This is a genomic window from Lentilactobacillus otakiensis DSM 19908 = JCM 15040 (genome assembly GCF_001434145.1).
Taxonomy (GTDB): Bacteria; Bacillota; Bacilli; order Lactobacillales; family Lactobacillaceae; genus Lentilactobacillus; species Lentilactobacillus otakiensis.
On the sequence record NZ_AZED01000014.1, the window covers coordinates 608,650 to 623,522 of the forward strand.

Here is a 14,873-nt window from a genome sequence, read left to right on the forward strand (position 1 = left end):
ATTTTATTACTTTAACTATAACCCATAATAAAAGGTCTCGCTGTAAATGCAACGAGACCAATCGAATCAATAATATTTTTTATAAATTAAGCTTTATCAATTTGAGCTAAAGTTTCTTTGATATGCTCAATTGCTTTTTGTTTACCAACCAGTTCAACAGACTCTGGCAATTCAGGGCCGTGCATCTCATGGGTAACGGCAATCCGGATTGGCATCCATAATTGACGACCCTTGATCTTAGTGTCCTTTTGAATTGCTTTGATTGTCTTAAAGATTTCAACGGAATCAAAAATGTCGAGTTTTTGAATCCGTGCAAGGAATTCCTTAAGAACAACCGGTGCAGTCTCGTTAGAAATCTCTGCCAAAGCATCTCCGTCGATTTGATCAGGTTCTTCAAAAAAGACTGAAGCCATATCGTTAATTTGAGCCATGTAACTCATTTCACGCTTATACAGCATGATTAATTGACGCGCCCACTCAATGGTCTTGTTGTCAGGATTTTCTGGAATATTGCCGCCGGCGATCAACTGACGTAAAGCTAAGTCCATGATGGTGCTGTTGTCAGCTTCCTTCACGTATTGGTTGTTAATCCATTCCAATTTCTTAGAATCAAATTTAGCTGGTGACTTGCTCAAACGGGTTTCATCATACATCTTGATGAATTCTTTTTTGTTGAAGATTTCGTCTTCACCAACTGGTGACCAACCCAAGAGCAAAATGAAATTAAACATTGCGTCAGGAAGATAACCCAATTTACGATATTGTTCGATAAATTGAAGAACGGATTCATCACGTTTACTTAATTTCTTACCAGTGTCAGCGCTAATAATCAAACTCATATGACCAAACTTTGGTGCTTGCCAGCCAAATGCTTCATAAATCATCAGTTGCTTTGGTGTGTTGGCAACGTGATCATCCCCACGGAAAACGTGGCTGATCTTCATCAAATGATCGTCGCAGACAACGGCGAAATTATAAGTAGGCATGCCATCACGCTTACGAATAACAAAATCGCCACCAATGGTATCTGAATTAAAGGAAACTTTGCCTTTAACAATGTCATCCCAAGTATATTCGTGATTCTTAGGAACACGGAAACGAATAACCGGCTTTAAGCCTTTTGCTTTGGCATCAGCTATTGCTTGTGCCTTCTCGTCTTCAGTCATTCCAGCATATTCGTATTCATAATGAGGCATTTCACCGCGCGCTTTTTGAGCATCACGGTCGGCTGTTAATTGCTCCTCAGTCCGATATGATTCATAGGCTTTACCCTCGTCGATCAATTGTTGGATCAACGGTGTGTAAATATCTTTTCGTTCGGATTGACGATAAGGACCATAATCACCGCCAACATCAGGACCTTCATCCCAGTCAAGACCGAGCCACTTCAAATTATCAAGTTGACTTTTTTCACCGTCAGCAACGTTTCGTTTGGTGTCGGTATCCTCAATTCGGATGATGAACTTACCCTTGTTGTGTCGGGCAAATAAATAGTTAAAGATGGCTGTACGTGCATTTCCGATATGCAAGTGGCCTGTTGGACTTGGAGCATAACGAACTCGAATTGCATTGTTTGCCAATGTATAACGCCTCTTTCTTAAAATTAATCAAAATTTTGTCAGTATTTAAAGTGTACAATGAACTTCGCTAAAAATAAAGGGAACTCAGTTACTTCTTGTTATTTGAACCATTTTTACCATTGCCATTATTTTTACCGGCATCTGGTTTGTCGGTAATATTTTTGGTCGAATGCTCAGGGCGGGCAAAGACCATCTTACCGGCATCGGTCTGAATGGCACTGGTAACAATAACATCAATGTGATCATTCAAGAAGTAACGGCCATCTTCGACAACCACCATGGTACCGTCGTCAAGATAAGCCACCCCCTGTTGACGTTCAGTTCCGTTTTTAACAACCATGACGTTCAACTTCTGGCCAGGCAAAATTTTCTGGCGCAATGAGTTGGCCAAGGCATTAATGTTAAATACCTGGACGTTCTGGAATTGAATCACTTTGTTCAAATTGAAATCGTTGGTAACGATGACACCGTTAACGTCTTTGGCAAGCTGAATCAATTTACTATCAACCTCTGGGATATCTTCATAATCCTTCTCATAGATTTCGATCGGGATCAAATCCTCATTTTGAAGCTTGTTTAAAATATCCAGGCCACGACGTCCACGAACTCGTTTGACACTGTCACTGGAATCGGCAATGTATTGTAATTCATACAAAACAAATTTTGGTACCAGTAAAGTCCCTTCGATAAACCCAGTCTTAACAACATCGTAGATTCGGCCATCAATCAAAATGTTGGTGTCCAAAATCTTGTAGTGATGATAATTTTTATCAACGGGTTTGTCGATAATCTTTTCATCAGCATCTTTAGCAGCTTCGGATTTCCGCCTTGACTGAAACATCCGCCGCCAACGATCACTTTGAGTATTACCAATTCTAAATCCGAAATATCCCAGAACCAACATCAAGATGGTCGGAATCATCGTATTCAAGAAGAAAGTCCGAGTCCTAAAGAACACGATGGAAATTAAAATGGCTACAACTAAGCCGACAATCAACCCCAAGGTTCCAAAGAACAAGGATAATGGACTTTGCTTAGTCAGTCTGGCTTCCATTCTGTCAACTGCTTTGAGAATGTAATTGCCGGTTAACAACGAAATAAAATAAAAAATAATTGCACCCACAACTGCGTTTGTAGCAGCGTTGTTAAACAGCGTACCAAAGCGGATTTGGAATAATAACCAGATCATTGGAAAATAACTGGCACCAATTGCGGCACCGGCTAAAGTAAACACGATTCTAACAATTCTCTTTCTTTTCAATAATATCGCCTTCTCTCAATTTTCATTCTAACCTAGTGCAAGTTTCAATGCCTGGGACAGCGTGGAAACACCAACCACATCGATCCCCTTTGGAGGATTCCATCCCTGCAAGTTGTTGGCAGGTACCAAGACCCGCTTAAACCCTAACTTTTGTGCTTCGGCAACCCGTTGTTCAATCCTGGTCACTCGACGGACTTCACCAGTTAAGCCAAGCTCGCCAACATAACATTCTGTTGGACTGGTGCCGCGGTTCTTGTAAGAAGATGCAATACTAACAGCCATCGCCAAATCAATCGCCGGTTCGTCAAGCTTCACCCCACCAGCCGCCTTTAAATAAGCATCCTGATTTTGAAGCATCAAACCAGCGCGCTTTTCTAAAACCGCCATGATCAATGAAACCCGATTCCGGTCAAGACCAGTCGCCGTTCGTTGTGCGTTACCAAAAACGGATGCAGTGACCAATGCCTGAATTTCAACCAAAATTGGCCTGGTGCCTTCCATCGAAACCACAATTGCTGATCCGGTGGCGTCCTTTAAACGCTCCTCCAAGAAGATTTCAGAAGGATTCTTGACCTCCCGTAATCCATCCGTCCGCATCTCAAAGACACCGAGTTCGTTAGTTGAACCAAATCGGTTTTTCACTGTCCTCAAGATTCGGTACGAATGATGCAAATCACCTTCAAAATACAAAACGGTATCCACCATATGTTCCAAAATCTTTGGTCCAGCAATCGCACCGCCCTTCGTCACATGACCGACAACAAAGACAGTGATGCCCTGACCCTTGGCAATGTTCATCAGGTCAGCCGTCACTTCTCTTATCTGGGCCACAGACCCAGTGGCTGACTGCAATTCTGGAATTTGCATAGTCTGAACGGAGTCAATCACAACCGCATCAGGTTTCATGTCATTAATCGTATCTTTAATGACGTCCATATCAGTTTCGGGATACACGTAAAGATTGTCGCTATTGACACCTAACCGATCAGCTCGCATTTTGATCTGCGAGGCACTTTCTTCACCTGAAACGTAAAGAATTGTCCCCGATTTGCTAAGCTGACCCGAAACTTGAAGCATCAATGTAGACTTACCAATACCGGGATCTCCACCAATTAAGATCAGAGATCCTGGAACAACGCCCCCACCAAGAACTCGGTTAAGTTCCTCCATGTCGGTCTTAAAGCGGACATCCTTGTGAAACTCAACTTTGTTAATTGCTTCGGGTTTATTATCATGGATCCCATTACGACGCAGGCTTTGTGTCGCCATCGTACTATTTTTAGGGGTAATGGTTTCTTCAACCAATGTATTCCATTCATTACAGTTTGGACAGCGCCCCAAATATCTTGGGGAAATGTAGCCGCAGTTTTGACATACAAATTGGGTTTTAACTTTTGCCAACTAAATTCTCCTCTTACTTACACTATCAATATTCTAGCACTTTATGAATAAAGGTCGACGAAATCCCGGTGGACTTTACATCATCTTATAAATTATTTACCGGATGATCCAAAACCACCGTTGCGAGTCTGCTTTTTCTGCTGATCGTCTTGATCCGCCAACAGATAAGGCATGAAGATTCCCTGAGCGATCCGTTCACCCTTCTTGATCTTGATGTCAGAAATCCCAAAATTCAAAATCTGCACAAAGATCTCACCTTCATTGCCGTCGTTATTATAGTAATCTGAATCAATCACGCCAATCCCATTGGGAATCACGAGGCCGCGTTTCAATGGATTACTGGAACGATTGGCAATGATCAAAACTTCGTCAGGCTGCATATATGATTTAATCCCAGTTGGAATTAAAAATGGCTTGAGGATTTTTTTCGCCTGGTCAATCGTCTCTTCTTGAACAGTTTTTTCATGTTTAATGGCCCACAAAACTTTCAAAAAATTCAATTTCCAGATTGATGGCACCACAAAATCTTCGGCACTTTCAAAATCGTACCCGGCGGCATGCTCGGTGGTTCGGTATGGTAAAGTTAAATTTTTTTCGCTATATTTTGAAACAATTTCAAATCCACGTTTCATATGTCTGGCTCCTTCTATCGATATATTCTATTATTGTAGTATAGACTATGTGAGACAGTTTGCACAGATTGACAAAAAAGGCAAAGTATCGCAGTATTGTTGTGTAGTAAAACCTTTAAACAACTTTGAAATGAGGAAATTAGTAATGACACATCAAGACGAGTTGAAACAGTTAGTCGGTAAAGCAGCGGTTCAGTTTGTTGAAGACGGGATGACCGTTGGTTTGGGGACCGGTACGACGGTAAAGTTCATGGTCGATGCATTAGGCCAACGCGTTAATCAGGAGCACCTCTCAATTGTCGGCGTTCCAACATCTGATCGGACCCGGGAACAAGCCAATAGCTTGGGGATTCCAACCAAGGGCGTGGACGAGGTGGACCACATTGATCTCACCATCGACGGTGCCGACGAAATTAACAACACGTTTCAAGGGATCAAAGGTGGCGGTGCCGCTCATCTTTGGGAAAAAATCGTTGCGATCAACTCCGATAAGAACATGTGGATCGTTGACAGCAGCAAAATGGTTGATGAGTTAGGGGCTTTCCCATTGCCGCTTGAAGTCATCCCCTATGGCAGCCAACAACTCCTCAAACGCTTGGAAGCCAAAGGATATCAACCCGAATTTCGAATGAAAGATAACCAACGTGTCACCACCGATTCAAATAATTACGTAATTGATTTGCATTTAGGCCAAATTGTCGATCCTCACAAGCTCGCCTTGGAATTGGATCAAATGACGGGAATCGTTGAACATGGTTTATTCTTGGACATGGTCAATACCGTAATTGTTGGTCGTGAAAATGGCCCTGAAATTATTCATGCACGATAATCAAATATCTCGGAAGACAGCTGGAAACACCGATCAGTTACGATTGGCGGCCAGCTGTCTTTATTTTTGCCTGCTTTCACCTCACTAGCCCTTTTACAAAAATGAGCGTAAAATAAGATTCTATTAAGGAGAGTGATCATTTTTGACAGCAGAAATTAATTTAGATCAGATCAACAAGTACCAAAAGAATCTTGATAACCGCAAAGATTCTAAAGTGATTGAACGCGCCGTCACTCATCAAGGCATTCTGGAAAGCAGTGAGGATTTCACCGCTGAAGGTAAGATGAGCCCCGTATTTTCAATTGATCTTTCAACTGGAAAGGTTGCTGACCAAAAGCAAAGCGGTCGTTGCTGGATGTTTGCCGCATTAAACACGATGCGGATTCACCTCATGAACACTTATAAAGTCCCTGACGACTTTGAGTTATCCCAAAACTACACCAATTTCTGGGACAAATTTGAAAAGTCAAACTACTTCTTGGAAAATGTTTTGAAGACTGCTGACCAACCATTGGATTCACGAAAAGTTGCCTGGTTGATGGCAACTCCTCAACAAGATGGTGGTCAATGGGACATGCTTTGTGCATTAATCGAAAAGTACGGTATCGTGCCCAAGTCAGCTATGCCGGAAACATTTAACAGTAACCGTTCATCTCAACTCAATAAATTTTTAAACTTAAAACTGCGTCACGATGCTGTTGCCCTGCGTGAACTGGTTGCCGACCATGCTTCGGACGCTAAGATTGCAGAAACCAAGGACACCATGATGAATGAAGTTTACCGTATGTTGACATACGCTCTCGGTGAACCAGCTACCAAATTCGACTTCGAATACCGCGACAAAGATAAAAATTATCATTTTGACGCTGGCATTACCCCACAGGAATTCTTCAAAAAATATGTGAACTTGAATCTTGAAGACTATGTTTCCTTAATCAATTCACCAACTGATGACAAGCCATTTAACAAAACCTACACCATTGAAATGCTAGGCAACGTGGTGAACGGCCGTCCAGTTAAACATTTGAACCTGGAAATGACTGAACTGAAGAAATTGGCTATCAAACAACTTCAAAATGGTGAATCCGTTTGGTTTGGTAGTGATGTTGGTCAAAGTTCAAACACTAAAAAAGGAATCATGGACACCAGCCTCTACGCACCTGATGAATTATTTGATTCAGATTTATCGATGTCCAAGGCCGAACGTCTGGATTACGGCGAAAGCCTGATGACCCACGCCATGGTGATCACCGGTGTTGATTTGGTTGACGGTAAACCAACTAAATGGAAGGTTGAAAACAGCTGGGGAGAAAAAGTTGGTACCAAAGGTTACTTTGTCATGAGTGACGACTGGATGAACGAATTTGTTTATCAGTTCGTCATTAACAAGAAGTACCTTACCCCAGACCAACTTGAAGCTCAAAAGCAGGAGCCAACTGTCTTGAAGCCATGGGATCCGATGGGTGCCTTAGCCTAGATAATTGTGCTTATAAAAGATAAATACGACAAATCAGGTCATCTGATTTGTCGTATTTTTGTTTGGATGAATTTTTTGTTTTGGTAACTGAAGTGGATTGGTTGAGATTAGTTTGCTGAAACGTGTTCCACACTCTACTCTATTCCATAAAGCTTTTCGAAATAATATTTAAGTTTTGATCAAAATCATACCGAATCGGCTTACCATTTGGCACTTCAACATTGGGAATATCGGCATCCGAGATGTTCTCCAAGAACTTAATCAAGGCTCGCAAAGTGCTTCCATGGGCCACAATCAGCTGGTTCTTGCCATCCAGCAGCCTGGGAGCAATCTCATCGACCCAATATGGAATCAACCGTCGCTGGGCCATCTCAAGGCTCTCCCCCAGCGGAATCTTGACGCCATATCGATCATAGCGTGAATCTTCATCTCGTTTGTTTAACAACGGCGGCACAACGGTAAAGCTCCGCCGCCAAATTTTAAGCTGCTTGGCACCAACTTGCTCTTTGACCTTTAATTTGTTTTTGCCCCGCAAGCCACCATAGTGCCGCTCGTTGAGGCGCCAGGACTTATGTTCCGGAATAAAATTCTGGCCAATTTCATCTAAGACAATGTTGGTCGTGATAATTGCCCGTTTTAAGAATGAGGTGTGAACGTCATCAAACTGAAGTTCGGATTTTGCAATGACTTTTCCTGCCGTATGGGCTTGTTCGACGCCTTTATCAGTTAGAGAAACGTCACTCCAGCCAGTAAAAATATTGTCCCGGTTCGCTTGACTTTCCCCATGGCGCATGATTACTAATGTCGGCACATTTACATCCTCTTTACTCAAATTAATTTGTTCACAAATAATATTATAAAAAAGATGACCTCAGTCACCTTCTAATCTTTTCAACTTTCTCATTGATCTTGCGAACAGATTTAGTGTAGCATTTCTCCTAAAGCTTCTCAACCAAGACCATCAGGAGCGGGATCATGACCAAACTCAGCAACGTTGTTTCTGCAACCATGATCGATGCATATTCAGAATCGGCATGGTACAGTCTTGACACAACTGGTGCATTGGTCATGATCGGCATCGCCGACTGCATGATAAATACTTGCTTCATCATCACTGGAAGCGGTGTTGGAATGACCAAGAGCGACATAATAATTGGCGCCAGCATGAAACGGCCAAACAAGATCAAGAAATTGCTGCGGTCAAAATGCACATTGGTCAAATCAACACTATTAATTGAAATTCCAATAAAAATCATTGAGAGTGGAATCGTTAAATTCCCTATGTAATTAAAGTCCTGCATCAAAAAGTCCGGCAGCGTGACGTGCAGTAATACCAATACCACGCCAAGCATAAAACCAAGCAGTGGCGGCGAGAAAACCTTCTTCAGCGTCTGTTTCCAATTAAAGGAAGCTTCACCCTTACCATCTTTTTGAATCAGGTAAACACCCAGCGTCCAGAAGAAGGTCGTGTTGGCCATATAATAAACCAAGACAAAGGGTAAACTGGATTTTCCGAACAATGCCATGTTGACAGGTAATCCAACAAACACGGTATTTGAGTTGGAGAACATGGACATGAATAATCCTGAATGCATCTTCGGAATCTTTGCGAATCTAACAACTAAGACGGAGACAATGTATAGCAATAACATCGAAACAATTGGGAAAAATAAATCCGGTAGCGTTGTGAGCAGCTTCTTGGCAGTAAATTTTTCCATAATCGTTGAAATCATATACGCCGGCAAAGCAACTTGGGTAACCAAACGGGCAATCATGCTGGTCATCTTACCATCGAACCAATCGTTTCTGGCTAATATAAATCCCAGGGCAATCATAATTAAAATGATCAAAACCCCGGAAACAGCATTAACAAATACTTCCATAGACATTCCTCAATTCTAAAAATCAATAACAATGAATTATTATAGCACAATTAGAATCCACAGCCGGTTATAATTTTTGGTATAATTGAACAAGTTGGCCACAACTGATGTTACAATTATTAAATAATGTTTAAATAACCTAAGATTTCTGCAATCAAGTCCAAATCTGCCATATACTTTTGGAAGAATTTTTTGTAAATGAGGAGTCAATATGCCATCAGATAAAGATAACAATAACGATTTTGAACCAGTATATTCACGCCGGGCTGACAAGAAACCCCACTATAAGCAAAAGAACCATCGCCGCCGAAGAATCATTGGCTGGAGTATCTTTTTTGTCCTACTAGTTGCCCTTGGTGGTGGCTTGGTCTGGGGATACGGTGCCTATAAGAGTGCCAAGTCGACATTCAAACAAACCTACGATTCAACCAACGTGGCCAAAGCTAGAAACGTTTCGTCAGTCATTCAGCAAGGCAAGCCACTTTCGATTCTCTTGTTGGGAACTGATACCGGTGCTTTGGGTCGTCACGATACCGGCCGGACTGATACAATGATCGTCGCTTCTGTGAACCCTAAGAAGAAGACTATTCATTTAACCAGTATCGCACGAGACACCAAAGTGGTGGTTCCCGGCGATACGCAATCATATGAAAAGATCAACGCTGCTTATACAATTGGTGGTGCGGGAACGGCAGTTAAAACTGTTCAGAATCTTCTAGATATTCCGATTGATTTTTACGCAATTATCAACATGGGTGGCTTGGAAAAAATGGTTAATGCTGTTGGAGGGGTTGACGTTACCCCACCACTGACATTCCAATATGGTGCTGCTAACGTTGTTAAGGGAAAGAAAATCCATTTGAATGGCAAGCAGGCCTTAGACTACTCCAGAATGCGTGACGATGATCCTCGCGGCGATTATGGCCGTCAAGCACGTCAACGTCAAATCATTAAGAAATTAGTCATGAAGGGTTTGAACATCACATCCCTTCCCCGATATAAATCAATTCTTTCATCCTTATCAGGCAACATGAAGACTGATATGACATTCGATGATATGATTGCCATTCGAGCTAAATACGGTGACGCTACTCATCACATCAAGTCACAAACCCTTCAGGGTGAAAATGCAATGATCGATGGGCTTTCGTACCAAGTTGTCCCACAAACTGAGTTACTCAGGGTTTCAAACGACATTCGGACCTCACTTGGTTTAGCGAAGTCGTCCAAGCTTCAAACCAGTCAAACCAATACTGATGATGGTACGGGTGCAGCAACCCAGTCATCATCAACTTACAACGGGTATTAAAAATAAATTAAAAATGAGGTTGGAACAAAAGCATAAACTTTTGTTTCAACCTCATTTTTTCGTGTTTTTTAAACTAAAATACCAGCAAAATAGCCAAAGATTCCAAGAACAAACAGTCCCAAAATGATCCAGATTGGAGATATCCGCTTTCGAATGAGCCAGACACAGACCAACGTTAGAATGATTGGGGCAATCACATCAATACTTGAATTAGCAATTTTACCCATTAGATTACCGCCCGAGCCGCCAAAGAAGCCAGCTAGTGGAGCAAAATCTATTTTCACCCATCTGGCGACGATAACTCCCATCATAAAGACACCAAAGATAGAGGTAGCGTTGGCAACATACTTGATAATTCCAGTATTGAATAGATTAATAATATCTGTCCCACGATGATAGCCAGCCATTTGGGTAACATAGCGAAACACGAGCCGCAGTATATTCCATGCAGTGAAAAAGAGGATTGGGCCCATGATACCATAACCACTCAACACCAAACTGGCAGCAAATGCTGATAAGACTGGTCGGATTGTTCCCAACCAAATTGGATCTCCAAAGCCACCCATCGGTCCCATCATGGCCGTTTTGGTAGCGTTGATCGTATCATCTGAAATATCAGCACCATTTGCCCGCTGCTCTTCCATCGATAACACAACGCCGGTAATCAACGACTGCATGATTGGAGCAGTGTTAAAGAATCCCAAATGTCGCTTCATTGCAGCTTTTCGTTGATCTCCGGCTGGATATAAACGCTTGATTGCAGGAGCCATTATGTAAGCAAATCCCAAGTTCTGCATCCGTTCAAAGTTCCACGAGCCCTGTTCAATTCCAGAACGCCAGAAGATCCGGAAAAAGTCCACCTTATGCAAGTGAACCGGTTGTTGGGCATTTATGTGACTATTTTGATTATTTTCCATCAATCCCCAACTCCTATAAATCGTCCAGTTCCTTATCAAAGTCATCCAAATCGTCATCGTCGCCACTGGTCCCATTGGAATCGCCGTGTCGTCGACTCACGATCCAAACAAAACTGATTGCAACAATCAATCCAAATCCTGCCAAAACAAAGATATTGACGTCCGTAAAAATCGCAAGTAAAAAGCCAACCACAAACCAAATCCATAGCGACTTGCTGACCATCATGTTGATCAAATTGGCAAACCCAACTGCAGCAACCATCCCAATCGAAACAGCAATCCCATTGGTAATCACCGCGGGTACCTGTTGCATTAACTGATGTATGTATTGCGGAGAAATCAACATCACTAAAACAGTTGGGATCAAAACTCTGAGGCCTTGAATACCCAGACTCAACAAATGAATCCTATCCATTCTAGCAATTTCTGCTTTTTCAGCGGCATCGTCGGCATCGTGAACTAATTTAACAATTGATTTTCGAATTGAAACACTCAATAACTGCCCAATCACAGCCAGTGGAATTGCCAAGGCAATTCCATGCTTAATACTCAAAGCAGCCGGTCCACAGACTAATAAGGCTGAAACAACAGAAGGCAGAGCAATGTCGGGAGCGACGGACGCCCCGATATTGATCCACCCAATTGTAATCATCTGCAAAGTTGCTCCCAAAATAATTCCAGCAGCCGGATTGCCAACCGCAAGTCCTACCAGGGTACACGCAACGATGGGTTGATACATTTGCCACTCGTCAAGAATGCCATCCATGCCGACGACAAATGCAACCAGTAAAATTAAAATGATTGAAACCACGCTCATTTGTTTACCTTCTGTTCATTAAAAGCCCTTTTTGTCTAAAAGTTTTGGTAGATCTTCTTTTTTCTCAGCTGGAATTTTTTGAGCATAGACATCCAAATGAAAATCGTCCGCTAAGGATCGAATCTCCTTGGCAATTTCATCATTCATTGAGATTGCATCTGTAAGCATACTCATCCCGTCCGAATAGGCAATGCTGCCTATATTGATGCCGATTTTCGAGAAATCAATGCCACCCTCGGCCAGTTTCAGCATGTCAGCCACCGTTTCAGTTAACAGCAGCGTGTTGAAAGAATCAAACCTGGAATCAAAGTAGGCTCTGATCATCTTATTAACACTTACAACATTTGCCTTAACACCAGGTGGTGCCACCTGGGTAATCAATGTCTTTCGTAAAGGATCCTTGGCAACTGAATCAGAAACTACCATGATCCGGTTAGGCTTAACTGCTCTGGTCCAAAATGTGGCAACTTGACCATGCAGTAAACGGCTATCCACTCTGGCAAGTCGAATATCCATTGTCATCACAAATCATCTCCTAAATCGTCATCATCCGTAGGCAGTGTAAACTGGCGAATCGAATCGTCGGAAATTTCGTTTATTTTATTGACTAATTCCGTCAAAGTGGAGTTGCGGGCCATGTAGGCCTCCAATAAAATTGGCAGATTAACGCCGGCAATCAGTGCCATCGATTCAGGATTCTCGGCCACAATCTGGGCGGAAGCGTTAAATGGCGAACCACCCCACAGATCTGCCAAAATCAGTGTTTGAGCGTCTTTGGGAAATTTACCCAATGTTGCCTTTACCTTCGTTGAAAGTGAAGCGACGCCATCATTAGCAGCCAATGAGACCCACCCAACCTGGTTCTGCTTGCCAGCAATCATTTCTGCTGTCTGAATTAAGCTCTTCGCAAAGTCTCCGTGACTCACAACCAAAATTGAAATCATTTGCCCACCTATTTTCTTAAAATATCACAAAGTCTGTTTACACCAAATATATCACAAAACAAGCCACAAGTTCTGTCGAATTACTCAATTGTCAGTAAGTCGGCCGGTGCCTTGAGATAATAATCGGTATCGACAAAGTCAGCGGACTTCTTAGTTCGCCAGCCAGCCAATGCAAATTTTACATTTGCGGCATGCGCTGCTTGAAGATCAAACTTCGTGTCACCAATATAAATTGTTGTCTCTGGAGTGGCATCAAGTTTCTCAATCCCCTTCAGAATCATATCGGGTGCCGGCTTCCCGTTCTTAATTTCGTTGGAAAAAACAAATTGATCAAAGTATTGATCCAAGGCAAATTTGGTAACATCTCGATGAAACTCAGCTTCCACTTTGGAAGTTGCAATGGCAGTTTTAACATTTGGATCTGCATGCAGTTTCTTAACAACATCCTCAATGCCATCATAAACACGGGCATACTGGGTATAATCCTTGATTTTGGCAAACCATTGGTCACGAATATCCACAGGGTCCTTAACACCAAGCGTTCGAACTGTATCCATCGACGTAATCCCAAACAATTTCACAACGTCTTCATAGGAAAAGTTATAGCCATTCTCCAACAAGGTCTTATGTAATGGCAGCATATACATCTTTTCAGTGTCAATCAGTGTTCCATCTACATCAAAAATAAAATAATTCATTCCTGCACCCCGACTATTTATTATTTGAAAAAAATATCACATGGTACACAATAAAAAAGTCCGAATCACTATTTAAATGATAGTGATTCGAACTTTAACCATGCGGCCAAGAAGATTCGAACTTCCACCGGGATAATTCCCGACAAGATCCTTAATCTTGCGCGTCTGCCAATTCCGCCATGGCCGCATCAACAATTAAAAATTATAGCAGAAATTTGCCCAATTGACAAATGATTTTTGAAATTATTCTCCGCGAACCGTAGCGCCTTCTGAATCAATTTGAAGCAGTCGTAAGCTACCATTTAAATTTTGTTGCTCTAATTCAATTCGCAGCTGGGTCAAGGCGGATTTGCCACCAAGGGTTGCGACAGTTGGACCAGCTCCACTCAGGTAGGTGCCAAAGATTCCCAGCTTATGAGCCGTTGACCGAATCTGATCAATTTCGGGAACCAAATCTTTTCGATAAGGTTCGTGAAGCCGATCATTTTCAATTAATGATACCGCCTGCTCCCACTTTCCTTGGGCAACCAGAGCGACAAAAACATTTTCCTGGCTGCTAGCGTGAACCGCTGTATCATAATCGATCTGCTTGGGCAGTTTTTTGCGGCTTTCTGCTTCACTCACACCATCTGGACGAATGTACATCAGAGCTGAGATGTCGGGAACAGGTAACGTAGCAGCAGTCACCTTTTCACCGTCAAAAGTCGAAACAACCAAATTTCCCAATAACGCAGCTGCAACACTTTCAGGATGACCTTCAATTTGTGTGCCTAAGTTAACTTGATCTTCAATCGACAAGCCAAGGTCACCCAATTGATTGGCAATCTTGATTCCCGCTACAACGGCAGTCGTACTGGAACCCAATCCATGGGCAATCGGGACATCCGAAATAACCGTCAGCTGATGTGGATGAATATCCGGGTTAACTTTCAAAATTGTTTGGACAATCAGATTATGTTCGTCAGTTGGAATATTATTTCCCAACGCATGATTAACCTTCCATTCATCCGTTTTTTCCTCAACAATCACCGTGTAGTACAACTGCAAAGCCAAGCCGACAGAATCGACCCCAGACCCGAGGTTGGTGGTGGTTGCCGGTACTCTGATAATAATTTTTGCCATGAG

General features: G+C 42.4%; 15 protein-coding genes and 1 tRNA gene. 3 read left to right on the forward strand and 13 right to left on the reverse strand.

The window, feature by feature from the left end; genetic code table 11:
• Positions 1-86 precede the first annotated feature (86 nt).
• The 4 genes from gltX to FD05_RS10555 all read right to left on the reverse strand — a co-directional run bounded on the left by gltX (position 87) and on the right by FD05_RS10555 (position 4,874).
• Positions 87-1,580: a glutamate--tRNA ligase gene (gene gltX / locus FD05_RS10540; RefSeq protein WP_020279962.1), complete on the reverse strand. Its 1,494-nt coding sequence runs from the start codon at positions 1,578-1,580 to the stop codon at positions 87-89.
• A gap of 88 nt (positions 1,581-1,668) precedes the next feature.
• Complete coding sequence (locus tag FD05_RS10545) at positions 1,669-2,841, reverse strand: PIN/TRAM domain-containing protein (protein ID WP_191980506.1); 1,173 nt, start codon at positions 2,839-2,841, stop codon at positions 1,669-1,671.
• Between the two features lie 27 nt (positions 2,842-2,868).
• Complete coding sequence (radA, locus tag FD05_RS10550) at positions 2,869-4,242, reverse strand: DNA repair protein RadA (RefSeq protein WP_039932216.1); 1,374 nt, start codon at positions 4,240-4,242, stop codon at positions 2,869-2,871.
• 92 nt (positions 4,243-4,334) lie between these two features.
• Positions 4,335-4,874 (reverse strand): dCTP deaminase/dUTPase family protein, encoded by a 540-nt coding sequence (locus FD05_RS10555; protein WP_020279959.1) that lies wholly within the window; start codon positions 4,872-4,874, stop codon positions 4,335-4,337.
• Positions 4,875-5,019: 145 nt separating this feature from the next.
• Here FD05_RS10555 and rpiA point away from each other — a divergent pair, with 145 nt between their 5' ends.
• A complete protein-coding gene (gene rpiA, locus FD05_RS10560) occupies positions 5,020-5,703 on the forward strand; it encodes a ribose-5-phosphate isomerase RpiA (RefSeq protein WP_020279958.1) in 684 nt (227 codons plus the stop codon).
• A 142-nt stretch (positions 5,704-5,845) separates the two neighbouring features.
• Positions 5,846-7,180, forward strand: coding sequence for a C1 family peptidase (locus FD05_RS10565; RefSeq protein WP_020279957.1), 1,335 nt, complete (start codon positions 5,846-5,848; stop codon positions 7,178-7,180).
• Between the two features lie 139 nt (positions 7,181-7,319).
• On the opposite strand, the gene FD05_RS10570 is transcribed toward FD05_RS10565, so the two are convergent.
• Together FD05_RS10570 and FD05_RS10575 are read right to left on the reverse strand one after the other, a co-directional pair.
• Positions 7,320-7,991 (reverse strand): 2,3-bisphosphoglycerate-dependent phosphoglycerate mutase, encoded by a 672-nt coding sequence (locus FD05_RS10570; protein WP_020279955.1) that lies wholly within the window; start codon positions 7,989-7,991, stop codon positions 7,320-7,322.
• A 127-nt stretch (positions 7,992-8,118) separates the two neighbouring features.
• Positions 8,119-9,063 (reverse strand): AEC family transporter, encoded by a 945-nt coding sequence (locus FD05_RS10575; protein ID WP_020279954.1) that lies wholly within the window; start codon positions 9,061-9,063, stop codon positions 8,119-8,121.
• A 211-nt stretch (positions 9,064-9,274) separates the two neighbouring features.
• Between FD05_RS10575 and FD05_RS10580 the strand changes: the two genes are divergently transcribed.
• On the forward strand, positions 9,275-10,372 hold the full coding sequence (locus FD05_RS10580) for an LCP family glycopolymer transferase (RefSeq protein WP_020279953.1): 1,098 nt from the start codon (positions 9,275-9,277) through the stop codon (positions 10,370-10,372).
• Positions 10,373-10,440: 68 nt separating this feature from the next.
• On the opposite strand, the gene FD05_RS10585 is transcribed toward FD05_RS10580, so the two are convergent.
• The 7 genes from FD05_RS10585 to thrB form a co-directional block, all read right to left on the reverse strand.
• The gene (locus FD05_RS10585) at positions 10,441-11,289 is read right to left on the reverse strand and encodes a PTS system mannose/fructose/sorbose family transporter subunit IID (RefSeq protein WP_020279952.1); all 849 of its coding nucleotides are present in this window, start codon (positions 11,287-11,289) and stop codon (positions 10,441-10,443) included.
• Between the two features lie 13 nt (positions 11,290-11,302).
• Positions 11,303-12,106, reverse strand: coding sequence for a mannose/fructose/sorbose family PTS transporter subunit IIC (locus FD05_RS10590; RefSeq protein ID WP_020279951.1), 804 nt, complete (start codon positions 12,104-12,106; stop codon positions 11,303-11,305).
• A gap of 18 nt (positions 12,107-12,124) precedes the next feature.
• Positions 12,125-12,628 carry a PTS sugar transporter subunit IIB gene (locus tag FD05_RS10595; protein ID WP_020279950.1) on the reverse strand — a complete coding sequence of 168 codons (504 nt, stop codon included), beginning with the start codon at positions 12,626-12,628 and terminating at the stop codon, positions 12,125-12,127.
• Complete coding sequence (locus FD05_RS10600) at positions 12,628-13,050, reverse strand: PTS sugar transporter subunit IIA (protein WP_020279949.1); 423 nt, start codon at positions 13,048-13,050, stop codon at positions 12,628-12,630. Before FD05_RS10600 ends, FD05_RS10595 begins: the two co-directional genes overlap by 1 nt.
• 80 nt (positions 13,051-13,130) lie before the next feature.
• A complete protein-coding gene (locus tag FD05_RS10605) occupies positions 13,131-13,748 on the reverse strand; it encodes an HAD family hydrolase (RefSeq protein WP_020279948.1) in 618 nt (205 codons plus the stop codon).
• Positions 13,749-13,849: 101 nt separating this feature from the next.
• Positions 13,850-13,935 (reverse strand) — tRNA-Leu (locus FD05_RS10610).
• Between the two features lie 56 nt (positions 13,936-13,991).
• Positions 13,992-14,870 (reverse strand): homoserine kinase, encoded by an 879-nt coding sequence (gene thrB, locus FD05_RS10615; protein ID WP_020279947.1) that lies wholly within the window; start codon positions 14,868-14,870, stop codon positions 13,992-13,994.
• Positions 14,871-14,873 lie beyond the last annotated feature (3 nt).